Here is a 23,071-nt window from a genome sequence, read left to right on the forward strand (position 1 = left end):
CCTCCTATACATCTTTATACAACCATATAAACGATAGGCATGATGCCATTATTCTTCATCACAATTTATGTTCAAGTATTAAGTTTTATGATTACTTTCGTAGTCAAGTTGCTCATTCTGTTTTACAAAATTAAAGATGAAACGTGAAAAAATTGAGTAAGGTCCATGTTTAGAGGGACACTTGAAAGATAGAAAACATAGAAATTCATCTTGAACAAAAAAAACCATAAAAGATCATTGAGATCAATTATGGCTGGCAATTTTTATTTTTTCGGGTAAATTAAAAGTAAATATTACACATTTTCTAACATTCGATTTAGTGCTAGTACAGCATTTTCTTGTATGTCTAATGGTACCGTGATTTGATTTTGAACAACGCCGTTTTCTAAGTTTTCCAAAGTCCATAGTAAATGAGGTAGATCAATTCGATTCATTGTAAGACATGGGCACATACTTGGATTAAGAGAGACAATTTGTTTATCAGGATGTTGCCCGATCAGTCGGTTTACTAAATTCATCTCTGTTCCAATTGCCCACTTACTTCCAGCAGGTGCGGCATTAATTTGGTCAATAATATACTTGGTAGAGCCCGCATCATCTGACAAGCTAACCACTTCTCGACTACATTCGGGGTGAACAATTATTTTCACATCAGGATCTTTTTCACGAAGCTGTTCAATGTTTGCAACCGTAAAGTTTTCATGTACTGAACAGTGACCTTTCCAGAGAATTACGATGACATCCTCAAAGTTGCCTTGATACTCCAATTCATTTGTGATTGGGTTCCAAATTGCCATTTTATCTAAGGGAATGCCAAGGTCATAGGCGGTATTACGTCCTAAATGCTGATCAGGAAGGAACAAAATTCTTTCTTTTTGTGCAAATGCCCACTTTAGCATTTTTTCGGCATTTGAGGAGGTAACGGTTGCTCCACCATATTTCCCAACAAATGCTTTAATTGCAGCAGTTGAGTTTACGTAAGTTAATGGTAAAATGGTCTCCCCATAAAGTTCCTGTAGCTTTACCCAAGCTCGTTCAGTTTGGTCAATGTCGGCCATATCTGCCATTGAACATCCTGCTCTCATGTCAGGAAGAATGACGACCTGTTGATCAGTTGTGAGCATATCAGCTGTTTCAGCCATGAAATGAACACCACAAAAAACAATGTATTCCGCTTTCTTGTTCTGTGCGGCTACTTGCGCTAATTGCAAGGAATCACCTGTGACATCTGAAAATTGAATCACTTCATTTTTTTGATAATGATGACCCGGAATAAAAAGCTTATCCCCGAATTTTTCTTTAATTTCGATTACTCTTTGTACCATTTCTTCCGTTGTTTTTGTTTTATAGGATTCTGGCATCATTTCTTTTTTATCATGGTTCAAGATTTCTAATAAGTTCATTGTGATCCTCCCTACTTAACATTTAAGCTGATATCTAATGATTTATAGGAATGTGTTAACATCCCAAGAGAAATATAATCGACCTTTGTATTCCGAAAGTCTGCGAGATTATTAAGGCTGATGCCTCCTGAAGCTTCAGTAATAATATGATCTGGTGTAAGCTGCACAAATTTTTCTACAATACTTGGTGGACAATTATCATACATAATCACATCTGCACCCGCTTCAATTGCTTCAAGAAGTTGATCTTCAGTTTCAATTTCAACTTCAATTTTCACCATATGTCCAACTTTATTTTTGACCGTTTGAACGGCATTCGTGATGCTACCTGAAAAAGCAATATGATTATCTTTTATCATAATCGCATCATACAAACCAAATCGATGATTAAAGCCGCCACCACAACGAACCGCATACTTTTCAAACATCCTTAACCCTGGTGAAGTTTTCCGCGTGTCACAAATACGTGTAGTACCTGAATCCAGTATCGTTACAGCTTGATTTGTTAACGTCGCGATTCCACTCATACGTTGAAGTAAATTTAAAATCACACGTTCTCCACTAAGAATAGTTGAAACTGAGCCATTGATCCTTGCAATTTCGTCGCCCTTCTTAAGGGTATCTCCATCATTCTTAAATAGCTCCACTGTTGAAGATCCCTCAAATAACAAATAGCCTTGTTGAATAATATTGGCGCCAGATAAAATGCCATCTTCCTTCGCAGAAATTACCGCTTCACCAAGATGATTTTCTGAAAATATTGTTTGACTGGAAAGATCAATTTCTCCAAGGTCCTCTAAGAAAAATTCTTCTAGCTTTTTTTTGAGCTTAATTGAATTCATTTTTTACACCCCTACATGCATGTCAAGTTTTGTTCTAACAATTTGTTTTTTTAGCCAGTTATCATCATCAACTAATGGAAAATCCAACCGATAATGTCCGCCCCTACTTTCAGTTCTTGTTAAAGCAGAAGTTGTGATAAGCCAGCCAACAAGTAACATATTAAGCATTTCAACTTCTTCAAATGTGAAATCATTCACATTAATGTCCCAAAAAGAAAATTGTTGTTGAAAAGTCTCAAACCAGGTTTGTGCAATTTGTAGCTCCTCTTTCGTACGCTGTATCCCAACATACCTCGTCATCATGAATTGAACCTCACTTTTTTGTGGAAGGTTCGGTTTTGCTTTTGTAGGTTGATCAAAAAATAGTTCATGATGAGTAATGGTTGAAGGCTCGATAAATTCAGCTGCTAACATGTGTTCAGCTACGCGACGTCCAAAAACAAGTCCTTCAAGCAATGAATTACTTGCTAATCTATTTGCTCCATGCACACCAGTACATGCGACTTCACCGACCGCATACAAGTTTGGAATTGTTGTTTCTCCGTAACCATTTGTTTGAACTCCACCCATGATAAAGTGCATTCCTGGTGCTACTGGAATTTTCCCCTCTATTAAGGAAATACCGTGTTGGTTACATAAACCTGTAATTGTCGGAAATCTCTTTTCAAAGTCATGAACGGGAGAGATATCAAGGTAAATCTGATTACCCCTGTTTATTTCATCGAAAATTGTCCTGGAGACAATATCTCTTGGAGCCAAATCTTGCTCAGGATGAACGCTCTTCATGATTCTTCTTCCATTTTGATCAATTAGAAAAGCGCCTTCTCCTCTTACAGCTTCAGATATTAAGCCCACACACTCGCCATTTGCGTAAAGCATCGTTGGATGAAATTGAATAAATTCCATATCTGCCAATGCAGCTCCTGCTCGAAAGGCCATTGCGATTCCATCTCCTGTAATCACTGTTGCATTTGAGGTATGACCATAAACAGCTCCGACTCCACCTGTCGCAAGGATCGTTTTGCTTGCATGATGAGATTTAACCTCTCCACTACTTGATATCGTTTTAACACCATAACATTTTCCGTTTTTTACAATTAAATCTGTTGCCAATTCTCCTTCTGTAATGGTGATGTTATTTTTTAATTTATTATAAATAAATTGAGTCATTGCTTTCCCAGTTGCATCACCACCAGAATGAACGATGCGATTGTGTGAATGCGCACCTTCTTTACCCAACAAAAAATCACCATTACGATCTTTATCAAAAGGCATTCCTTTGTCGATCCACCCAAGAATATCTTCTGGTCCCTCTTGAACAAGCTGGATAACTGCATCCTCGGCGTTGTGGAAATTCCCAGCTCGTAATGTGTCTTCAAAATGGGAAAGCCAAGAATCATTTTTACTGAGAGCAGCAGCAATACCACCTTGTGCTAACATGGAGTTACTATTTAGCCACTTGGCTTTAGTTATAATTGTGATGTTTTTCTTATGATGCAGATGATAGGCTGCAGACAGTGCTGCAAGCCCGCTTCCAATAATAATCACATCGGCCCCGGGCATAAAACCCCTCCTGATATATACATGTGTCTTGACACTTATATTTACATAAAATGAAACGAATGACAAGAGTTTTTTCTTTTCTATCCTAAGCTCTGTTAAAGTATAGAAAGAGACTATAATTTACTAGGAGAGGAGTGAGGCAATTGATTTATTTGGACTATGCTGCAACAACGCCTATAAGTGAAAAGGCACTCAACGTTTATATAGAAGTTTCAAGAAAAGCGTTTGGAAATAGCAATAGTTTACATGACGTAGGTGAAAGTGCAAAAGCTTTATTAGAAGGCTCTAGGGAGTTACTTGCTAGCTTAATTGGCGGTGACGCGAGAGGGATTTATTTTACTAGCGGTGGAAGTGAGTCAAATGTACTCGCTATTCAATCGTTATTAAACGGTGTTCAACCACAAAAAAAACACATCATTTCAACAATGATTGAGCATTCATCGATTCATACGTATCTCACATTCCTTCAAACAAAAGGATATGAGGTTACTTTTCTTTTACCAGATGAAAAGGGATCAATAGATTTAGAGTCGATAAAGCTAGCTCTTCGTGAGGATACTGGATTAGTTTCCATTCAGCATGCAAGTGGTGAGCTTGGAACTATTCAAAATTTACAAGAAATTGGCGAATTATTATTACAGCATGGAATCTTACTTCACAGTGATTGTGTTCAATCATTTGGAAAGGTAGCTATCGATGTGAAAGCGTTCAACATAGCTGCTCTCTCATTCTCAAGTCACAAAGTATACGGTCCAAAGGGTGTAGGTGCTGTTTATCTTAATCCAAGCGTCTACTGGACGCCCACGATTCCAGGCACAACCCATGAATCGGGCTTCCGACCAGGAACCGTTAATATACCAGGAGCTGCCAGCTTTGCTACAGCTGCTAAGGAAATATACGACAATATGGAGAATGAACATGCTAGAATCTATCAGCTAAGAACGTACTTATTCGAAAAACTATCAGCTTACCAAAATGAGCTTACGATTCTAAATAATGAAAACCAATTACCACATATCATTGGCATGACGATAAATGGCATCGAGGGGCAATATACGATGCTAGAATGTAATCGGTACGGACTTGCGATATCAACAGGGAGTGCCTGTCAAGTTGGCATGCAAAAACCTTCTCGTTCTTTGCTTGCCCTAGGTATGAAACCTGATCAAGCGAAACAATATATTCGCATATCACTTGGAAAACAAACGACGATGGATCATATGGATCAACTTTCAACTGTTTTGAAAGATTTAATTTCTAAGAATTAATCAAAATGAAAGGATGAAAAACGTGAAGGATGAAAAAATACTTGGAGAAAAACGGAGAAGCCTCCTATTAAAATGGTTAAAAGAAGCAGATACTCCTTTAAAAGGAAGCGAATTAGCCTCAAAAACAAATGTCAGTCGTCAAGTAATCGTTCAAGACATCTCCTTATTAAAGGCAAAAAATGAGCCAATAATTGCAACAAGTCAAGGCTATCTTTTTCTACAAGCAGATGATCCGTCCGGATATTTTGTCGAACGTATCATTGCCTGTAAACATGATCCGTCACGTTCGAAAGAGGAACTGAGTCTAATTGTTGATCATGGAGTAACCGTCAAGGATGTAATTGTCGAACACCCGGTATATGGGGATTTAACGGCATCGATTATGGTTAGTAACCGCAAAGAAGTAGAGGGATTTATCAAAAAAATTCAAAGCTCCAATGCGGCCTATTTATCGCAACTAACTGACGGTCTCCATCTCCATACTCTGACTGCTGACTCTCAAGAAAAATTAGATGCAGTTTGTCTCGAGCTTGAAGAAGCAAAATTCCTTGTTAATGACTAGGTTTAGTTAAATGATATTGCACGAGGATTCTGATCTCGTGCAATTATCTCGATTCTCGTGCATATATCCCATTTCTCGTGCATATATTTCGGTTCTCGTTCATATATCCAAATTCCTGAACGTCCTTCTATAAAAATATTACGATATAGTAAAAGCCTGATAGGATCCTAGCAATTTTACGCTACACCCTAAGGCTTCTAATTCAGCTATTGCCCCTGGAATGAGAATTTCGTCATAAAGCCTATCAATATCAATGATAAAAAAGTAGTTTCCTAATCCTGTTTTCATTGGTCTTGACTCTATTTTTGATAAATTTAATTTCCTCCAAGTGAAAGCAGACAATACTTGATGAAGCGCCCCTGATTGATCTGAAGGGAGGGTCACCATTAGCGTTGTTTTCTCTTTTATCGGAAGTTCTTGATTGTAAGTAAATTTCACATCGTTGCTTTTACTCACAATAGCAAAACGAGTATGGTTGTAATGGTAATCATGAATATGATGTTTTACAATACTGAGTCCATATTCTTTCGCTGCTAATTCATTGGCAATAACCGCGATGTTTTCATTTTGGTGTTCACTAACATATTTTGCTGCTGCCCCTGTTGACGTCGCATATTCATAGGGGATATTAGAGAATGTTTTATGTAAAAACTTATGACATTGTGCAATCGCATGTGAATGTGAATAAACCCTAGTGACTTCTTGCCATTTATCTTTTCTTGAAGGGTGGACCATCAGATGTTGTTGAATAGGTACGATGATTTCTCCAATAATAGATAACTCTTGCTGTTCATGAACTAGGTAATCAACCGTTAAATTAACAGAACCTTCTAATGCATTTTCAATCGGGACAACTGCCAAATCTACTTCTCCATTTGCAACTGCATCCATACTCTGTGGAATTGTTAAATAAGCAACCGACTCTGTTTCACCATTAAAAAAAGTCTGTACAGCAAGATGTGTAAATGTCGCTTTCGGACCTAAAAAACCAACCTTCTTTATCATGAACTATCACTCCCTTAAGCACCTTGACCTAATATTTCGACCTTTTCTACAAATTCTAATCTTTTTAGATTAGCCATTACCCGATTAATATCTTCCGTCATTCCATTCGTACTAAGGGATAGTGTAACATTAGCCCGCCCTTGAATGGGAATGGTTTGATGAATCGTTAGAACATTGCAGCCTGCATTTGCAACAACTGATAAAAGCTGTGACAGCGTTCCAGACCGATCTTCGAGATGAAAAAAAAGAGTAATTAGCTTTTCTTTTACCATTGTGTGAAATGGAAAAACAGCATCACGGTACTTGTAAAACGCACTTCGGCTCATATCAACCCTCTGTACAGCTTCCGCAATAGATTCCGCTTTACCTCTTTCGATCAGTTTTTTCACTTCTAACGTTTTTTTCATTGCCTCAGGTAAAATATCTTCCCGAACAAGATAAAATGTTTCATCCTTCATTTCTCTTCCTCCGTTAGAAATTATTCATAATAATTAGTCTATTACAACTATAAAAATGGAGAGCTAGTAACAGCTCTCACATATGGTTTATTCAATAAACTCAAATTCATACTCAAGTAACTTGATAATATCGCCGTCTTTTGCCCCTCGTTCACGAAGCTGCTCATCTACACCTAAACCGCGCAATTGTCTTGCAAAACGACGAATGGATTCATCGCGTGAGAAGTCTGTCATTTTAAAGAGCTTTTCAATTTTCGCTCCAGATAACACATACGAACCTTCACTATCTCTTGAGATGGCAAAATTCGGTTCTTCTTTTTCAAATTTATAAAGTACTCTGTTTTCAGATGTTTCCTCTTCTTCTTGAAAAAGAGGAAACTCTGGAGTCGTTTCAATTTTATCGGCAACTTCATACAACAAATCACGAACACCTTCACGAGTAATTGCTGAAATCGCGTAAACTTTTACGTCTTCTTCGAGCTTTTCTTTAAATTTCGCTAAATTTTCTTCTGCATCTGGCATGTCCATTTTATTGGCAACAATTACTTGTGGTCTTTCTGTTAAACGCAGATTATATTCACTTAACTCTGCATTAATGGTCAAGTAATCCTCATAAGGATCTCTACCTTCTAGGCCTGACATATCAATGACATGCACAATAACACGTGTCCGTTCAATATGTCGTAAAAATTGATGTCCAAGACCTACTCCCTCGTGAGCTCCCTCAATTAACCCAGGAAGATCTGCCATAACAAAGCTGCGTCCATCTTCTGTCTCGACCATTCCTAAATTCGGTACTAGAGTTGTGAAGTGATATTCTGCAATTTTTGGTCTTGCAGATGATACAACAGATAGTATTGTTGATTTTCCCACACTCGGGAAGCCCACTAACCCTACATCCGCTAATACCTTCAGTTCAAGAACAACACTTCGCTCTATTCCTGGCTCACCATTTTCAGAAATTTCTGGTGCAGGATTGGCAGGTGTAGCAAAACGACAGTTTCCACGTCCACCCCGGCCACCTTTTGCAATCACAGCTTGTTGACCGTGCTCAGTTAAATCCGCAATAATTTGTCCAGTGTCTTCATCTGTGACAATTGTACCCGGCGGAACTTTTACGACCATGGACTCTGAATTTCGACCATGCATACTTTTTGACATTCCATGTTCACCACGAGGTGCTTTAAAATGTCGTTTATAGCGGAAGTCCATTAGCGTACGCAAACCTTCTTCTACTTCAAAAATAACGTCGGCACCTTTACCGCCATCTCCACCTGCGGGACCACCATTTGGTACATATTTTTCACGACGGAACGCAACCATTCCATTACCACCGTCGCCACCTTTTACATATATCTTTACCTGATCGACAAACATCTGTCTTCCTCCGATCTATACTCTGTGAATCAATTACGCTCCAAAAAAAATTAGATGCAGCGTCATTTTTTTATTGCAATCATTGCTGTCAATTCGTATGTACTTATTTCATACTGTTTGAGAAACTTTTGTGCATTCTCAGATTCCAGCCATACCTGTAATTGCTCTTTCTCCGTTATTATGCCATTAAAATCAAAAAAGAAACGAACTTCATCAGAACTTGGTACTGTTTCAATTGAAATACATAGATGATTTTCGCGACTTCGGTCAATCGTTTCGTTTAGCAGATAAAAAAAGGAAGAACACCATTTCGTCATAAATTCATCAAAAGAAGATAAATCAACAACGTCTCCCAATACTTCATATTCTAAAGTGAAATGAGCTTGAATCCAATTATAGGTCATAAGTAAACTTGCAAAAGACAGCATTTTTAAATTACAAAGTTTTGATTCATTTTGAGCTTCAATAACAATTTCTTCTATAATTTCATTTACCCGTTCATATTTATTTAATGATAAATTCCCTTTAATAAGTTGGAGTTTATTCATCCAGTCATGGCGTGAATGACTTAATAAATCAACAGTACCCCATTCATTATGATTTCTTTTCATAAATGCACTCCTATTTAAGAAAATGATCTCAGGTTATGTCAGGAGTAAAGCTAAGAACATGAGATTGTATTAAAAATTATAACAAACATTGAACCTGAACATAAGGCATTTCGTCAAAAATGAAGGAAAAGGCAAAAGCCCAGTCCTACTTATTATTCAAATACAAAGGAAACATAGAATTGTTTCTATCCTTTCTTCGAATTTGATTAATTTAAATGAGAATCATCAATTTAAATAAAAAACTCTAACCGTCGGGTTAGAGTTTTTTAACCTTATGCTTCTTGAGCAACTGGGTATACGCTCACTTTTTTACGGTCACGTCCGTAACGTTCAAACTTAACGATACCTTCTACTTTAGCGTATAGAGTATCATCACCACCACGGCCTACGTTTTCACCTGGATAGATTTTTGTACCGCGTTGACGGTAAAGAATCGAACCACCTGATACTAATTGACCATCTGCACGTTTAGCACCTAAACGTTTAGACTGAGAATCACGACCATTTTTAGTCGAACCTACACCTTTTTTAGACGCGAAAAACTGAAGATCTAATCTTAACATGACTTTCACCTCCTGTTAGTTGATTATTGTTACTTTCATGTATTGTCCATAGTCTCTTTCAATCGTTTGCCATGAAATAAGCATACCTTCTAATAAAAGTTGGACGTTGCTATTCGTTTCTTGGTCGAGATTTCGAGGGAGGTCTACCTTTAGATATCCTCCGTCTTTTCCTTGATCAATCAACGGCTCAATGTTCGTTAAGGCAATTACAGCATTAACGGCACCAAACGTAACAGCAGATGCTCCAGCACAAACGATATCCTTTCCATGCTCATCAAAGTCAGCATGTCCGGATAATATGAACGACGTAATTAGTCCGTCATTAGAACGATAAATCTTAGCATTTATCATTATTAATTACCTTACGCGTTAATTTTTTCAATAACAACTTTAGTGTATGGTTGACGATGACCTTGCTTTTTACGGTAGTTTTTCTTAGCTTTATATTTGAATACAGTGATCTTTTTCGCACGGCCGTTTTTTTCTACTTTCGCAGTTACAGTCGCACCTGCAACAGTTGGGCTACCAACTTGTACAGTGTCACCACCAACAAATAAAACCTTTTCAAACGTTACTGTTTCACCTTGGTCAGCACCAAGCTTTTCGATGTAGATAGCTTGACCTTCTTCAACCTTGATTTGTTTTCCACCAGTTTCGATAATTGCGTACATTCTTTGCACCTCCTATTAGACTCAGACTCGCCAGTACTAGGTGAACGATCAAAAAATGTCATCGTTACTTAAACCTGTCACTGAGCGGTTGTAGCACGGGTGCTACAAACCATAACATATAAATAATAACAGAAATCCTTTGAGCTTGCAACATTATTTTTGATGTTCACTTATACGTTTTGAAATTGTTTCGTAATCTCCTTTGTGCTTAAGGTGATAATAAGGAAAATGTGAATCTTCTATTGTTAATAAAATTTTAAATTTTAGCGTGCGTTCCAATTGCTTGAGATGTTCAACATTATCTCCTTTAAAAAGCTCAACAACATCTTCTGAAGCCTCTACCCATATGGCTTCATCGTCCATGTACTGATAACCCCAAAGCTCTCGCTCAAGTTTAAATGCAATCGACTCTGGTGAAGGAACTCGACCGCTTCCTTTACATGTTGGACAAGTCGCTGTTAAATTTGCTTCAACTGGTTGACGAACTTTTTTTCTTGTAAGCTGAAGGATGTTCAGTTCACTAAAGCCGATGACTTTTGTTTGTACACGATCATTCCTTAATTCTCTTGAAATTGTATCAAGAATCTGTTGCTGGTCCTCTTTAAAGCGCATATCAATAAAATCGATTAAAATCATTCCACTCAAATTACGAAGCCGTATTTGAGCGACAGCCTCTCTTGCTGCCTCTACATTTGTTTTCAATACCGTATCTCTTAAAGAAGATTTCCCAGAAAATTTTCCAGTGTTTACATCAATGATGACCATCGCTTCCGTTCGCTCAATAATGATATACGCACCATTTTTCAGCCATACCATTCGCTTTAAAACCTTGTCTATTTCTTGCTCCAAACCAAAATATGTAAAGATAGACTCCCGTTTATCATAAAGTTCAATTCCAGTATCAGGGTAGATTTTTCTTAAATCTTGCACACGATCAATTGTGTCACACACAATCGAATCAGAAGAGTTCAGGGATAGTTCATGGAGAATTCTTGGTATAAACTCTCGTGCAACAAAGAGACAGGAGGGTGCTTTCACTTTTGCCGTCGTGAGCGATAAGTACTGCTCCTTTAATGAATCGTAAGCTCGGGTGAGTTGTTCCTCGCTAACCCCACTACTCGCCGTACGAAAAAGAAGCCCCTCATGACCAACGCGGAGCTTTTTCGCAAGATGTAACAAACGTTCTCGCTCTTTGCTTTCGTCTATTTTTTTCGAAACAGCACAGTAATTCCCGTGCGGCATATAAACAAGCATTCCGCCACCGAACTCAACATTCGTCGTTAACTTAGGACCCTTTTGTTCATTTCCTTCATTCTGCACCTGTACGATAATTTGTTGTCCTTCATGAACGAAGTGAGAAATCGAGAGGTGCGTCGATTTTTCCTTTTCTGACAATTGATAGTCAACGATGTCTTTGAGTGACAGATACCCATTTTTAGTGTGACCAATATCAACAAAAGCAGCTTGCATTCCAGGCAACACCTTTGTTACTCGCCCCGTATAAATATTCCCAACAATTTCAGCGCGCTGTTGTTGATCATAATGAATTTCTGTGAAGCGGTTTCCTTCAAGAATCGCACAGCGCTTTTCTGACGTTTTTTCATCAATAATTAATTTTCGCAAAATCTTTCCCTCTTTCTAACAAGTGACAAATACCTCTCATCATTTACTCATTTTTTTAGTAGAAGAGCAAGCTTCTTGTTAGAGCCCTACTAATAGGCATATACGAGATCACCCACAGTTGATGTTGTTCGCTTATCGGCAAAATAAGCGTGTAATAGTTCATTTTCATCCAACTCGGAAAGCTTTTGTCCGTTTCGCTCGACGATAATTGGGTGCTTACATCCCCGTTGAAATTGAAGCAACACCCCATACACACTATCTGATTCGTTTACAATAATTGGTTTCAACCGAAAGATTGTCGCTTGCTTTCCGTAGTATCTTTCTAATAAGAATCGAATGCATGTATACATCCTTTGTTTATACTCCAGATACAAGCTATATACAAAAAATGTCGTTATGACCCACAAATTAAGCTGTGTAGGACTAAATATCAAAATGACGAGTACATAAATGGATAAAAAATGGTTGATGCGATCAACATATAGTGATGTGCTAGCTGAAATGATCGATAATAAGAAAAAAGTAAGAAAAGAAGCTTCCCACCGTCTAAAGGCCAGATTGGCAGTAAATTAAAAAATAAAATAGATAGATTATAGAACGTAAAAAGTTCATAATCCGTACCACTAACAACTCCAAAAAGAGACAAAAGAAAGACTGCTGCTTGAAGCCAAATATGTTGAACAGGACCAGATAAAATTACTATAAGCTCTTCTTTCAAGGAACGATTTCCATGCTCATCCACTTCTGCCACTCCACCAAAAGGAAGAAGCATAATACGCTTTATTCTCCAAGAAAAAAATGAGCACTTATTGCATGGCCCATTTCATGTACAAAAACAATCAGCATTAACAGAATAAGTGTTTTGAAGTTTGCTGTTACAACACTAATGGCAATCATTACCCATAATAACGGATGAATATGGACTTTTTGAAATAGCGTTAGAAAATTAATCAAATGACATCACCTGAATGGGGTCAATAAAATTATCGCCCTTTTTAATAGCAAAATAGTATGTGCCTTTTTCATTTTCAGTTGTTTTAATTTTTCCTAGCTCAGTACCTTTTTTAACAAAAGAATAAAGAGTCACGTCTACCTCATTAAGATTCCCGTACCAAGACTTCGTCCCATCCGCATGTTGTAAAACGATTGTTAACCCATTATCCGACTTTTCAATTTTTTCAACCATTCCTTCTTCCGTCGCTTCCACAGAAGGACTTTCTGTTTCAACCATTATTCCTTGGCCATTGTCTTGGAAAGTTTCTAGCACACGTCCCGATGCAGGAACTGAAAATTCATTTGATTCAACTGCTTGCTCTGTTTTTGTATCTTGATTAGGTTGAAAAAGGGCCAGTGGTTCACCAAACTGATCGCTGTACCATTTAGATACAGCTGCAAATTGAAATTCTTCCTCTAATGTACTTTGTACGACGCTTTTTGCTTCTTGAAAAACAGGAGAATCATCTTTAAAAATGATCGCAGTTACTAAAACAAGACATGCAGACAATAAAAGCTTAAAAATAAACACATCAGCTCGGAACAATGGATGTGAGCCATTATTATTCCCCGGCCCTCCCTCGTACATTGGATAAGAACCAGAGCCATATCTTTCTTCATCACTAAGAAATAGAGACGTTCTCTTTACTCCTTCATTAGTAGGCTGTTCCCCCACTCGCTCTCTTTTACGCTTAGCAATTCTTTTTCTTATTTCATCCGCGCGATGACTCATATCCCCATCAATCCTTTAAGTGAGTTTTGTACAAGTTTATGCCTTGTCCAGATGGGATATGAACAAAATGATGTAAAGATATATTCTTTGCACCTTCTTATTTTTTTTACGCAACAAAAAAAGGGGCAGTCACATTGTCTTGTGACTGCCCCTTTAAATCTATTAAACTCGTACTCCAAAAAACCTTTTTAACTTTGTCAGAACACTTTTGTTTTGATCGTCCAGTGAATGAAGTGGTACGGATTCGCCTAAAATTCGGCGTGCGATATTACGGTAAGCAATCGCTGCTCGGTTGTTAGGATCCATAACAATTGGCTCACCGTTATTTGATGCTTTTATTACACCATCATCATCAGCAACTATACCAATCAAGTCAATTGATAAATGCGTAACAATTTCATCAACGTCTAGCATATCGCCGTTTTTTACTAAGTGGTTCCGTATACGGTTAATGACCAAACGTGGCGGCTCTATGTTTTCTTCTTTTTCTAGTAATCCGATAATTCGGTCTGCATCACGCACCGCTGAGATCTCAGGTGTTGTGACCACAACTGCTTTATCAGCACCAGCTACTGCGTTTTTAAAGCCCTGCTCAATACCAGCTGGGCAGTCTATTACAATATAATCATAGTCTTGCTTTAATTCCTCAACTAGTTTTTTCATTTGTTCAGGGTTAACTGCCGTTTTATCACTTGTTTGTGCAGCAGGAAGAAGGTAGAGCAAATCCTCAAAGCGCTTGTCTTTTACTAATGCCTGATGAATTTTACAGCGACCTTCAATCACGTCAACAAGGTCATAAATGATTCTATTTTCTAAACCCATTACAACGTCTAGATTTCTTAATCCTATGTCTGTGTCGACTAAACAAACACGTTTTCCCAAAATTGCTAAAGCTGTACCTAAATTTGCCGATGTCGTTGTTTTACCAACGCCACCTTTACCCGAGGTAACGACAATTGCTTCACCCACGCTAGAATCCCCCTTCAAACCTTGTTAAATTAGGTCGTAAATGAGTCAGTTGCTGCAATCTTTCAATCGTGATGTTCTCATCTTCATCTATGTAAGCACATTCCATTTCATTTCCTTCGTGCTTCGGAATATGATCTGGGGCACGGTTTAATACATCGCTAATACGTAGCTGAGATGGCTTCATCATAGAAGCAGCAATGACAGCATGTGTGTCTCCATCAAAGCCTGCATGTGCAATGCCTTTTAATGATCCTAAAACAAAAATGTTCCCTGTTGCAATCACAGTACCACCTGGGTTAACGTCTCCAATTAAAAGAAGATCACCGATAACCTTTAGAACTTGTCCTGAACGGATAATTTTTGCTACAGATACAACTTCTGTTTCTCGTTTTAGACGGAGACCTTCTTCTTTTGTGATGACATTACTATCAATGATCTCAACAACGAGATTTCTATTTTTACGGATGACTGTTTTTAATTCTTCTTGCTGGTTTTCTGTCACATATCGATTTCCAACTTTTACACTAACACCGATAATAGGCCCATTATCCTGTATATATTGTTTTAAGGATAACATTTCCTCGAGTTCATGAAGCAGTTGTTCAAAAGAACATGAATCATCAAGATGCAACGTTAAACCATCTTTTGTGCCTTTAATAGTGACAAATTGCTGTTTTTGAGCCTTCACGACGTTCACCTCAACGACTTAACATATTCGACAGAAACATTCCAAATCCTTTTTCCTCAGGCGAATTTCTTGAAATTAGAGTGCAAAAGTTGAGGAATGAATCTCTTTTAAACAACTTCTTAATCATTCGTTATTCATCAAATTGCTCAATTTTAAGTTTCGTAAGGAATCCTTTTAGTGGGTAGATTAACAGAATGCCAGCACTCAAGTTTAATGCAAGCGTCGGCAGTAATCGTAATGTCGTAAAATTATACAAAGACATCGTGGTAGTCCCAATTAACAAATGAATTCCATACACATAGAATTCTAGCACTGAAATAGACAATAGTCCTAAAAAAAGAACAATCAACACGTTTCCATGAAGGATTTTCAGGGCTTTTGACATCAAATAAGCAAATAATCCAAATGAAAACAAATATACTCCTATTACTTCTGTGTAGATGATATCAAACAAAAGTCCAAACACAATTCCATAAATCATTCCATACGACTGATTTACATAGGCTGTAACGAAGGTGATTGCTAACATTAAAAAGTGAGGTATAAAAAGTTGGTCATTGTTAGAGAAAGGAACATGGACAAGATCTACGAAAATACTTTCACTAATAAAAATGACCAGCATGATTAAAGGAAGGAATAAACGCCTCATTCCTCTTCCTCCTCTATCAATTCTTCCTCAATATTTACTGTTTCTGCAACACGATTCGCCACCCACACACGATCAATATCATAAAAATCAGCGGCAGGCTTAATATAGGCCATTTGTGTTAAACCATAGGAGTCGGGCTCAATATCCATCACTTCACCAATTACTATACCCTGAGGGAATACTTCACCTTTTCCAGACGTTTTAACTAACTGTCCTTTTTCAAGCTTTGCGTCTGATTCAATTCTCCGAAGTAGTAAGGCTTCTCTTTCCTTGTCATAGCCTTCAATCAAACCAAATACAGGTTCCTGTCCTTCTTCCGGTAAAACTTCTGCAGAGATACGATTTTTACGATCCGGTGCACTTAGCAATTGGACAGTTGAATTAAATTTGGAAGTAGTTTTAATTTTGCCAATTAATCCTTGAGCCGTGATGACTGCCATATTTTCTTCGACTCCATGCTGCGAACCTTTATCAATTGCAATGTATTCGTACCAGCGATCAGGATTTCGCGCAACAACTGTTGCTAGAATCGGGTTATATTCTCTTAGTGTATCAAGTTGTCCAATATCTTCTTTAAGCTCTTCGTTTTCTATCTTATAATCCTGTAAATCAGCTTCAAGCTGCATAAATTCATCTAACTGGCTCTTAAGCAATTTATTCTCTTCATACGTGTTTTTTAGGTCACTCGCATTCTCAAAGAAACCCGCGACATATTGCGCGGGCCGATGGAATACAGTTTGAAAAAGACCTGTTGAATCCTTTAGAAATTGCTCTGGCCAAGTCAGCTTTCTGTCTCCTTTTAAGGAGAAACCAATCAATGCCACTAACACGATGATACTGACTAGCAACAAGATTAGGCGTTTATTTAGAAAGAACTGTGGCATATGATTTACACCCTCTTACTATGAATTTCAGATTAAACCAAATAATCCTCATTTATCAGCGGCTGTCTTTTGCTTTCGTTTTAAATAAGTGAATATGCTCGAGAGCTTTTCCTGTTCCAATTGCAACACAATCTAATGGGTTTTCTGCAATTATTACAGGCATATTTGTTTCTTCACTAATAATCTTATCTAAATTACGAAGTAGTGCGCCACCACCAGTTAAAACAATTCCACGGTCCATAATATCTGAAGCAAGTTCTGGCGGGGTTTTTTCTAACGTATTTTTAACAGCATCCACAATTGTGTAGACTGTGTCACGGAGCGCCTCGGCAATCTCTTTAGCTGTGATTTCAATTGTCTTTGGTAGACCTGTTAACAGATCACGACCGCGAATATCCATGTTATCAACACCCTCTGGAACACCTGCAGACCCTACTTCCACTTTAATCGCTTCTGAAGTACGATCTCCAATCATCAGGTTATACGTTTTTCGAATATAGTTGATGATCGCTTCATCCATTTCATCGCCTGCAACTCGAATTGATTGACTCGTTACAATTCCGCCTAACGAAATGATCGCAACCTCAGTTGTACCTCCACCGATGTCAACAACCATGCTACCTGTTGGCTCCCATACTGGCAGGTTCGCACCAATAGCAGCAGCAAAAGGTTCTTCTATTGTGTATGCATCACGAGCACCAGCTTGTCTTGTAGCATCAATAACTGCACGTTCTTCTACGCCTGTAATTCCAGATGGTACACAAATCATCACATATGGCTTTCCCGAAAAAACGCCTTTTCCTTTTGTAGCTTGTCTTATGTAATATTTCATCATTGTAGCTGTTGTTTCATAATCAGCAATTACGCCATCTTTCATCGGGCGAAGTGCAACGACATTACCAGGCGTACGACCGATCATATTTTTCGCATCATTTCCAACAGCTACAATTTGTTTTGTGTCAGTTTGCAGTGCTACAACTGAAGGTTCGCGAACGACAATCCCTCTTCCTTTTACAAATACGAGCGTGTTCGCTGTTCCTAAATCTATTCCAAGGTCTCTTGTACCAATACCGAACATATAATGTATCTTCCTTTCTGAAACGATTACTTTTTAAGTTGACTACAAGTTTGTCTCCCGAGCTAGATTAGGGTTAACTAGCTCTATTAACTAATCTTAATTTTTCTTCTCATTAATCTTTTCTAATCTAATTGTATATTTAGAACTAAAAAAACTCATAAACTTTATTATAGCTTAATTTATAAAAAAAAACAGTGCTACAAATATCCTTTTTCCTTTAAACTCACAAATTTTTGTTCACCAATGATCAAGTGATCCAAAAGTTCTATCCCTAGCATTTTTCCACATTCTGCGAGTCTCTTAGTGACTTCGATATCTTCTCTACTTGGCGCAGGATCGCCTGATGGATGGTTGTGAATACAAATAAGTGAAGCAGCTGAGCGCTTTAAGGCTTCCTTGTAGACTTCTCTTGGATGAACAATTGATGCATTTAAGCTTCCGATAAACACGGTTTGTTTGTGTAAAACTTGATTTTTTGTGTTCAAGTATAAACATACAAAATGTTCTTGACTTAAAAAGCGCATCTCTTCCATCACATAATTGGCACCGTCTTGTGGAGACCTAATTACATATCTGTCATCATATGTGAGTCTATTCATTCTTCTTCCTAGTTCAAGAGCAGCTAGAATTTGGACGGCCTTTGCTTTTCCGATGCCAGAGATGGTTGTTATTTCTTCTACTGATGCATCCTTCAGCATTCTTAATCCCTCAAACTGATTCAACAATTGGTTTGAAATTTGAACGACCGATTCTTTTTTTGTTCCAGTTCGAAGCAATATGGCTAAAAGTTCATGGTTTGCCAGGCTTGATGCTCCATCATTTAGTAGTCGTTCACGCGGTCTTTCATCTTCAGGGTAATCTCGGATTTTAAAAGTAGCCGTTTCCATGCTTTCTCCTCCTAGTTTTCCCCTCTCTGCTAATTGTTACTTTTTCTCTCTCTATTTTAAAAACTTTTACTTTGAAAGACCTAGATGTCGGAGTTCTCGCATTGTTCGTGCTATAGGTAAACCTACAACAGAAAAATAGTCTCCCTGAATTTCTTTTACAAGCAGTGATCCTAACCCTTGAATTCCATAAGCACCCGCTTTATCCATCGGCTCCCCAGTTTTCACATAGTCATAAATTTCTTTTTTTGTTAATGACCAAAACGTTACATTTGTTCTCTCAGCGAACGTACATTTTTGATCTCCATGAAGAATTGAAACACCTGTTAACACTTCGTGTGTCTCCCCTGACAACATCGTTAACATCGAGATGGCTTCTTCTTCACTTTTTGGTTTGCCTAATAATTGATCGCGGTATACCACAATTGTATCTGCGCCAATTACATACGATTCGCGATAGCTTTTTGCAACGTGTGAAGCCTTTTGGAATGCGAGTGACATTACTGTTGCAGATGGTGTTAAGGTAGAATCAAATGCTTCATCGATATCACTTACGATCACTGTAAAATCAAGTTGAAGATGTTCAAGAAGTTCTTTTCTACGAGGAGACCCAGATGCTAAAATGAGGTGTTTTGTCATGATGAATTCCATCCTTTCGCTCGTTCGTTTCAGATTAGAAGATACACTTCGTATCGTACCAAACTCTTAAGCATGAGACAATTTGCAGAAACTAAATTTTGTCTTTTTTTCAGTTTATTAAGTACAAAAAAAAGAACGAACTCATGATGAATTCGCTTAAGGGCCTAATTATCTTGAACTTATTTATTTTTTGCGCTACTAATCGCATCTAATAGAGCTTGCTGTGCTTTCCAGCCATTTTCTAAGCTCGGCTCTTTTAGTAGAGAAGTTGCTGCTAGTAGTTGTTCTTTTAAGGCACTAATTGCTTCGTCTTTCGTTTCAATTGCGTTTAATTTTGTTTCTATGTCAGCAATTTGAGTTGCATCAGTAGATTGTCCACTTGTTGCTTTGGCTGCTATCGATGACAGTGATCCTACATGTGCTCTGAATTGTTCAGGCAGTTCAACTGAGAAGGTTTTCCCTCCCCACGGCTCGATCTCAAGCTTTCCAATTAAAAGAGTGTTTATTGCTTCGGTTTGCGCTTTCTCACTCCCAACTCCGGCAAACACGTAGAATGCTCCGTCTTCTTCAATAACACTACCTGCAAACCCTTGAGATTTTAAGTCAGTAACAACAGTATCCGCACCTGGTTTAGCAGAAAATTTCCCCGCTTGTACCGCATACAATTGAAGAGCAGTAGTTGTCACAGGTTTTTTTCTTCAGGTTCAGAACTAGTCCCAGCTGATGTTTCCGTTCCATCACTCACTGGTTCCTCAACACTAGCCGTCGTTGGCATTTCTTCATTTGAAAGAAAATTAAGTGCAATAAAACCAAAGCCAACTCCTAGTACGATTGCAAAGATAATAATTGAAACAAGTTGTTTTAATGGATAAGATGGGTTTTTCTTCTTTGAGGAATACTGATAAGGTGTAATCGTTTGATTTGACGTTTGTTTTTTCTTTTTAAAAGGTGTAACCACTTTTGGATCTTCTTTATACACCTCATCCTCATCAGGCAAAAGCCATGGAAACTCTTCTTCTTGTTTTGCGGAAGCCACTTCATGCTCCGAGTTTATTTTTTCTTGCCAGCTTGAAAAAGGTATTTCCCCTTTTAGCTCTCGATTATTTTTCTTAGACTCTGTGATTTCTCGCTCTTTTCCATTTATCTTAATTCTTATTGGTTCAGAAGACGGTTTGTCCATTTTGTCCACCACCCTTCAAAAGTCTACGAAGCTATGTATTTGGTTCAATGCTAGCATAAGAAAATAAAAAAAAAACAAGACATTTGTCGTCTTGTTTTAAAGGGTTTTCGTCAAATATTATGAATCCTCGTCATTCTTCTCCTTAATATATGGTGTTAAAGGATTTTGTTTGAGACTTGGAGGCGGTGTATCAATTGTAGGGGTTTCTTCGTCTAAGTCGGTTAGTGTCGGAAAATAGAAAGCAGAAAGTTTAAGATCATAAGTTAAGCTCTCAATTTCTTGACTCAGTTCGATAATTTCAGGTGGTCCAGAAAAGGTTAGTTCGTCAACTTTAGTAATTCTTGTTTGATTTTCTAGCTGTTTAATAAATGCTTCTAAATCATAATAATTTGAAGAAGTGACAGTTAGAGAAACTTCCAATAGCTTCAAGCCTTCAAGAGCTAGTGGCAGTGGATCTTTAGTTTCAACTTCGGTCGTAGATGCATCAGATGTCTCTACTGTGTTCTCTTCTTTTTCATCTTCAGATGGTGTCTCCACAAGGGGAATGGTCTCACCTTCTTCTGAAAAAGTAACACTTTGAATCACACTGTTCGAAACAACTTCTGCTTGTTCAAGGTCAAGAACAAACTGTTCGACTAGAGTACTTACCGGGAGCTTGCGTTGAAGTTCAACTGAATTAATAGTCGGTTCTATAACTTTCTCTTCTTTTTGAGAGCTTAACTCCAATTGTTGGTGTGCAAGATTGATAGATGTTTGAAGTTGTTCATTCCCTCGTTTCTGAGGCTCTAAGTAGATAAAGTAAACAGCTGCGTAAAGAAGACCAATAAGTACGATTGCTGTGATGAGTAGTAGTAGATGCTTTTTATGAAGTTGTATGCTCATCATCTTCACCGCCATTTAATAGACTTTCATAATCCTCTTCAAGAAGTATTTGATAGGTTGCATTGGTACGTGGAGTATTCGTGTCAATTTCATTATCCGGTACCTCGGTCCCATCTTCCTCTTTTTCACCAAATTCATTTGTTGTCAGACTATTAAGCTTTACTCCTTTAATGAAGGTAGCTTCTTTCAATCTTGCTAAATAGTGTGCCGCTTCTCTGTTTGTATCAAATTGAATAACTACGTTTAGTTCCCCTGCATCTGTGTGATGAAAATTTAATAAAAAACCTCGATCAGGTAGTTGTTCAGTTAGATAGTCTAAAACTGGGACAATGTTAACAGAAATGGATTCAGCATATGCTACACCACTTTGAAGTGTTTCAATTGAAGTCTTGTTTGTAGAGGTACTATCTTTGGGTGAACTATTCAGAAGTTTTTCTTGGATTACTGCGTATTCTTCCGTTAATCTTTTCCCTTCGTTAATGATGCTTTTGTTCTGAAAAAAGATCATTATTAATGTTATCAGGAGTAATACAGCTAGTATCAATCCAAGAAAATTTCTAGCTTGATTCTTTAAGTCTCTCTTAGGAAGTAAATTAATATTAGCCAGCATTTAGTGCACCTCTTTTAGTGCTAATCCTGTTGCCAAGTGAAAAGTACGTGGAATAGGTGTTTTATCAGGCAGATAGCCTACTTCTTCTGGTATAAGCTGAACATTTTCATTGAGATTTCCTTTTAACTCTTCATAAACAGTGGTAATAAGGGGATGATCACCGCTTAAAATAAATTGTTTGACCTCGTCGGTTCCATTATTTAAAGTGAATTTGTAAAAATTGATCACATGGTCAATCTCTTTTATCACATCATTCAAACGTAAAGAAAACGTTTCTTTAGAATCTTCATCACTATCTTCGTTACTACGGTTTTTCATAAAAACAGGGTTTTGGTCTTGAAAAATACTTAAATTCTCAGAGAACAAGTCGAATTGGATAAAAAGTGTGGTTTTATTGTTTTGAATAAGTTGCTGTTGTTTAAATAAGCGAAAGTAACACAGCGTTGAGATATCAGCTGTAATTGGTTTTAAATGTGCGTCTTCAAATAGATTAGAATACTCTGTTACAAGCTCTTCTGAAGATGCAAATAAAAGGAGGTCTTGGCCTTTTGCATTCTGTTTTAAAACAACATAATCGAAAACAACCTCTTCAAAAGGTAAATGAATAGAAGAGCCAATTTCTAGATACAGATGACCCCTTAGTTCATCTGGTTTCAAATCAGCAGGAACGGTAACCTTTCGGATCACTACATGTGAATCTGGAACCGTAAAACGCACTTTTCTTCCCTTAATTCCCCAATCAGAAACACACTCATCCAAGATCATTGCAAGCGTCTCAGCGTTTTCAATCTTACCATCTTTTATAAGTCCAGGTGGAAGTAAACGTTCTTCACATTTTTGAAGAACGTTTGGAAGACTTTGTTTCAATTCCACATAGCGAATGGAATGATCCTTAATAATGATGTTTCCGATTTTACCTTTAAAAGATAGAAACAT

Annotated in this window: 26 protein-coding genes, 1 pseudogene and 1 other annotated feature; of the genes and pseudogenes, 2 read left to right on the forward strand and 25 right to left on the reverse strand. The window is 37.7% G+C overall.

The genetic code is table 11. From position 1 onward, the window contains the following. Positions 1–293: 293 nt before the first annotated feature. From nadA to nadB, 3 genes are read right to left on the reverse strand one after another with little or no spacing between them, the layout of a single operon-like run. Entirely contained in the window at positions 294–1,403 is a 1,110-nt protein-coding gene (nadA, locus tag ACFFIX_RS01540; protein ID WP_378929798.1) for a quinolinate synthase NadA, read from the reverse strand. Between the two features lie 11 nt (positions 1,404–1,414). Then, complete coding sequence (nadC, locus tag ACFFIX_RS01545; protein WP_378929800.1) at positions 1,415–2,245, reverse strand: carboxylating nicotinate-nucleotide diphosphorylase; 831 nt, start codon at positions 2,243–2,245, stop codon at positions 1,415–1,417. A gap of 3 nt (positions 2,246–2,248) precedes the next feature. Further along, positions 2,249–3,808: an L-aspartate oxidase gene (gene nadB, locus ACFFIX_RS01550; RefSeq protein WP_378929802.1), complete on the reverse strand. Its 1,560-nt coding sequence runs from the start codon at positions 3,806–3,808 to the stop codon at positions 2,249–2,251. Between the two features lie 143 nt (positions 3,809–3,951). Here nadB and ACFFIX_RS01555 point away from each other — a divergent pair, with 143 nt between their 5' ends. Together ACFFIX_RS01555 and ACFFIX_RS01560 are read left to right on the forward strand one after the other, a co-directional pair. Then, on the forward strand, positions 3,952–5,076 hold the full coding sequence (locus tag ACFFIX_RS01555; RefSeq protein WP_378929804.1) for an IscS subfamily cysteine desulfurase: 1,125 nt from the start codon (positions 3,952–3,954) through the stop codon (positions 5,074–5,076). A 13-nt stretch (positions 5,077–5,089) separates the two neighbouring features. Next, on the forward strand, positions 5,090–5,638 hold the full coding sequence (locus ACFFIX_RS01560) for a transcription repressor NadR (RefSeq protein WP_378929806.1): 549 nt from the start codon (positions 5,090–5,092) through the stop codon (positions 5,636–5,638). A gap of 138 nt (positions 5,639–5,776) precedes the next feature. Here ACFFIX_RS01560 and pheA read toward each other — a convergent pair whose 3' ends face one another. The 22 genes and pseudogenes from pheA to pilM form a co-directional block, all read right to left on the reverse strand. Then, positions 5,777–6,643, reverse strand: a complete 867-nt coding sequence (gene pheA, locus ACFFIX_RS01565) for a prephenate dehydratase (RefSeq protein ID WP_378929808.1) — start codon at positions 6,641–6,643, stop codon at positions 5,777–5,779. Positions 6,644–6,657: 14 nt separating this feature from the next. After that, positions 6,658–7,101 carry a transcriptional regulator ThrR gene (gene thrR / locus ACFFIX_RS01570; RefSeq protein WP_378929810.1) on the reverse strand — a complete coding sequence of 148 codons (444 nt, stop codon included), beginning with the start codon at positions 7,099–7,101 and terminating at the stop codon, positions 6,658–6,660. Between the two features lie 87 nt (positions 7,102–7,188). Continuing rightward, a complete protein-coding gene (gene obgE / locus ACFFIX_RS01575; RefSeq protein WP_378929812.1) occupies positions 7,189–8,478 on the reverse strand; it encodes a GTPase ObgE in 1,290 nt (429 codons plus the stop codon). A gap of 62 nt (positions 8,479–8,540) precedes the next feature. Continuing rightward, entirely contained in the window at positions 8,541–9,089 is a 549-nt protein-coding gene (locus tag ACFFIX_RS01580; RefSeq protein WP_378929814.1) for a Spo0B C-terminal domain-containing protein, read from the reverse strand. Between the two features lie 272 nt (positions 9,090–9,361). Continuing rightward, positions 9,362–9,652: a 50S ribosomal protein L27 gene (gene rpmA, locus ACFFIX_RS01585; RefSeq protein ID WP_378929815.1), complete on the reverse strand. Its 291-nt coding sequence runs from the start codon at positions 9,650–9,652 to the stop codon at positions 9,362–9,364. A 15-nt stretch (positions 9,653–9,667) separates the two neighbouring features. After that, positions 9,668–10,003: a ribosomal-processing cysteine protease Prp gene (locus ACFFIX_RS01590; RefSeq protein ID WP_378929816.1), complete on the reverse strand. Its 336-nt coding sequence runs from the start codon at positions 10,001–10,003 to the stop codon at positions 9,668–9,670. A gap of 11 nt (positions 10,004–10,014) precedes the next feature. Beyond that, positions 10,015–10,323, reverse strand: coding sequence for a 50S ribosomal protein L21 (gene rplU / locus ACFFIX_RS01595; RefSeq protein WP_378929818.1), 309 nt, complete (start codon positions 10,321–10,323; stop codon positions 10,015–10,017). A gap of 13 nt (positions 10,324–10,336) precedes the next feature. After that, positions 10,337–10,423: a sequence feature (ribosomal protein L21 leader region), on the reverse strand. 53 nt (positions 10,424–10,476) lie between these two features. Beyond that, entirely contained in the window at positions 10,477–11,946 is a 1,470-nt protein-coding gene (locus ACFFIX_RS01600) for an Rne/Rng family ribonuclease (RefSeq protein ID WP_378929820.1), read from the reverse strand. Positions 11,947–12,035: 89 nt separating this feature from the next. Then, positions 12,036–12,900 (reverse strand): annotated as a pseudogene (locus ACFFIX_RS01605) (M50 family metallopeptidase). Then, positions 12,893–13,672 carry a peptidoglycan DD-metalloendopeptidase family protein gene (locus ACFFIX_RS01610; protein WP_378929822.1) on the reverse strand — a complete coding sequence of 260 codons (780 nt, stop codon included), beginning with the start codon at positions 13,670–13,672 and terminating at the stop codon, positions 12,893–12,895. The pseudogene ACFFIX_RS01605 and the gene ACFFIX_RS01610 overlap by 8 nt, the downstream one beginning before the upstream one ends. Before the next feature lie 162 nt (positions 13,673–13,834). Next, on the reverse strand, positions 13,835–14,641 hold the full coding sequence (minD, locus tag ACFFIX_RS01615) for a septum site-determining protein MinD (RefSeq protein WP_378929824.1): 807 nt from the start codon (positions 14,639–14,641) through the stop codon (positions 13,835–13,837). Position 14,642: 1 nt separating this feature from the next. After that, a complete protein-coding gene (gene minC / locus ACFFIX_RS01620; RefSeq protein ID WP_378929826.1) occupies positions 14,643–15,329 on the reverse strand; it encodes a septum site-determining protein MinC in 687 nt (228 codons plus the stop codon). Between the two features lie 130 nt (positions 15,330–15,459). Further along, positions 15,460–15,978, reverse strand: a complete 519-nt coding sequence (gene mreD / locus ACFFIX_RS01625; RefSeq protein WP_378929828.1) for a rod shape-determining protein MreD — start codon at positions 15,976–15,978, stop codon at positions 15,460–15,462. Next, the gene (gene mreC / locus ACFFIX_RS01630) at positions 15,975–16,862 is read right to left on the reverse strand and encodes a rod shape-determining protein MreC (protein ID WP_378929830.1); all 888 of its coding nucleotides are present in this window, start codon (positions 16,860–16,862) and stop codon (positions 15,975–15,977) included. The genes mreD and mreC overlap by 4 nt, the downstream gene beginning before the upstream one ends. Positions 16,863–16,917: 55 nt before the next feature. Then, complete coding sequence (locus ACFFIX_RS01635) at positions 16,918–17,940, reverse strand: rod shape-determining protein (RefSeq protein WP_378929832.1); 1,023 nt, start codon at positions 17,938–17,940, stop codon at positions 16,918–16,920. Positions 17,941–18,137: 197 nt separating this feature from the next. After that, the gene (radC, locus tag ACFFIX_RS01640) at positions 18,138–18,827 is read right to left on the reverse strand and encodes a RadC family protein (protein ID WP_378929834.1); all 690 of its coding nucleotides are present in this window, start codon (positions 18,825–18,827) and stop codon (positions 18,138–18,140) included. Between the two features lie 66 nt (positions 18,828–18,893). Beyond that, positions 18,894–19,463, reverse strand: coding sequence for a Maf family protein (locus tag ACFFIX_RS01645; protein WP_378929836.1), 570 nt, complete (start codon positions 19,461–19,463; stop codon positions 18,894–18,896). Positions 19,464–19,642: 179 nt separating this feature from the next. Further along, positions 19,643–20,149 (reverse strand): SPOR domain-containing protein, encoded by a 507-nt coding sequence (locus ACFFIX_RS01650; protein ID WP_378929838.1) that lies wholly within the window; start codon positions 20,147–20,149, stop codon positions 19,643–19,645. Beyond that, a complete protein-coding gene (locus tag ACFFIX_RS01655) occupies positions 20,146–20,643 on the reverse strand; it encodes a hypothetical protein (RefSeq protein ID WP_378929840.1) in 498 nt (165 codons plus the stop codon). Before ACFFIX_RS01655 ends, ACFFIX_RS01650 begins: the two co-directional genes overlap by 4 nt. A gap of 117 nt (positions 20,644–20,760) precedes the next feature. After that, positions 20,761–21,525 carry a hypothetical protein gene (locus ACFFIX_RS01660; protein WP_378929842.1) on the reverse strand — a complete coding sequence of 255 codons (765 nt, stop codon included), beginning with the start codon at positions 21,523–21,525 and terminating at the stop codon, positions 20,761–20,763. Continuing rightward, a complete protein-coding gene (locus ACFFIX_RS01665; RefSeq protein ID WP_378929844.1) occupies positions 21,506–22,135 on the reverse strand; it encodes a PilN family protein in 630 nt (209 codons plus the stop codon). Before ACFFIX_RS01665 ends, ACFFIX_RS01660 begins: the two co-directional genes overlap by 20 nt. After that, on the reverse strand, positions 22,136–23,071 hold the full coding sequence (pilM, locus tag ACFFIX_RS01670; RefSeq protein WP_378929846.1) for a type IV pilus biogenesis protein PilM: 936 nt from the start codon (positions 23,069–23,071) through the stop codon (positions 22,136–22,138).

Source organism: Metabacillus herbersteinensis (assembly GCF_042433335.1).
GTDB lineage: Bacteria > Bacillota > Bacilli > Bacillales > Bacillaceae > Metabacillus > Metabacillus herbersteinensis.

What these genes read in the sequence shown, in the direction of transcription:
- mreC (WP_378929830.1), bottom strand. Translation starts at nt 16,862, where the DNA reads ATGCCACAGTTCTTTCTAAATAAACGCCTAATCTTGTTGCTAGTCAGT.
- radC (WP_378929834.1), bottom strand. Translation starts at nt 18,827, where the DNA reads ATGGAAACGGCTACTTTTAAAATCCGAGATTACCCTGAAGATGAAAGA.
- thrR (WP_378929810.1), bottom strand. Translation starts at nt 7,101, where the DNA reads ATGAAGGATGAAACATTTTATCTTGTTCGGGAAGATATTTTACCTGAG.
- ACFFIX_RS01560 (WP_378929806.1), top strand. Translation starts at nt 5,090, where the DNA reads ATGAAAAACGTGAAGGATGAAAAAATACTTGGAGAAAAACGGAGAAGC.
- ACFFIX_RS01610 (WP_378929822.1), bottom strand. Translation starts at nt 13,672, where the DNA reads ATGAGTCATCGCGCGGATGAAATAAGAAAAAGAATTGCTAAGCGTAAA.
- ACFFIX_RS01655 (WP_378929840.1), bottom strand. Translation starts at nt 20,643, where the DNA reads ATGGACAAACCGTCTTCTGAACCAATAAGAATTAAGATAAATGGAAAA.
- nadC (WP_378929800.1), bottom strand. Translation starts at nt 2,245, where the DNA reads ATGAATTCAATTAAGCTCAAAAAAAAGCTAGAAGAATTTTTCTTAGAG.
- nadA (WP_378929798.1), bottom strand. Translation starts at nt 1,403, where the DNA reads ATGAACTTATTAGAAATCTTGAACCATGATAAAAAAGAAATGATGCCA.
- ACFFIX_RS01660 (WP_378929842.1), bottom strand. Translation starts at nt 21,525, where the DNA reads ATGAGCATACAACTTCATAAAAAGCATCTACTACTACTCATCACAGCA.
- ACFFIX_RS01580 (WP_378929814.1), bottom strand. Translation starts at nt 9,089, where the DNA reads ATGAAAAGAAATCATAATGAATGGGGTACTGTTGATTTATTAAGTCAT.
- pheA (WP_378929808.1), bottom strand. Translation starts at nt 6,643, where the DNA reads ATGATAAAGAAGGTTGGTTTTTTAGGTCCGAAAGCGACATTTACACAT.
- ACFFIX_RS01645 (WP_378929836.1), bottom strand. Translation starts at nt 19,463, where the DNA reads ATGACAAAACACCTCATTTTAGCATCTGGGTCTCCTCGTAGAAAAGAA.
- pilM (WP_378929846.1), bottom strand. Translation starts at nt 23,071, where the DNA reads ATGTTTCTATCTTTTAAAGGTAAAATCGGAAACATCATTATTAAGGAT.
- rpmA (WP_378929815.1), bottom strand. Translation starts at nt 9,652, where the DNA reads ATGTTAAGATTAGATCTTCAGTTTTTCGCGTCTAAAAAAGGTGTAGGT.
- ACFFIX_RS01590 (WP_378929816.1), bottom strand. Translation starts at nt 10,003, where the DNA reads ATGATAAATGCTAAGATTTATCGTTCTAATGACGGACTAATTACGTCG.
- rplU (WP_378929818.1), bottom strand. Translation starts at nt 10,323, where the DNA reads ATGTACGCAATTATCGAAACTGGTGGAAAACAAATCAAGGTTGAAGAA.
- obgE (WP_378929812.1), bottom strand. Translation starts at nt 8,478, where the DNA reads ATGTTTGTCGATCAGGTAAAGATATATGTAAAAGGTGGCGACGGTGGT.
- ACFFIX_RS01665 (WP_378929844.1), bottom strand. Translation starts at nt 22,135, where the DNA reads ATGCTGGCTAATATTAATTTACTTCCTAAGAGAGACTTAAAGAATCAA.
- ACFFIX_RS01635 (WP_378929832.1), bottom strand. Translation starts at nt 17,940, where the DNA reads ATGTTCGGTATTGGTACAAGAGACCTTGGAATAGATTTAGGAACAGCG.
- nadB (WP_378929802.1), bottom strand. Translation starts at nt 3,808, where the DNA reads ATGCCCGGGGCCGATGTGATTATTATTGGAAGCGGGCTTGCAGCACTG.
- mreD (WP_378929828.1), bottom strand. Translation starts at nt 15,978, where the DNA reads ATGAGGCGTTTATTCCTTCCTTTAATCATGCTGGTCATTTTTATTAGT.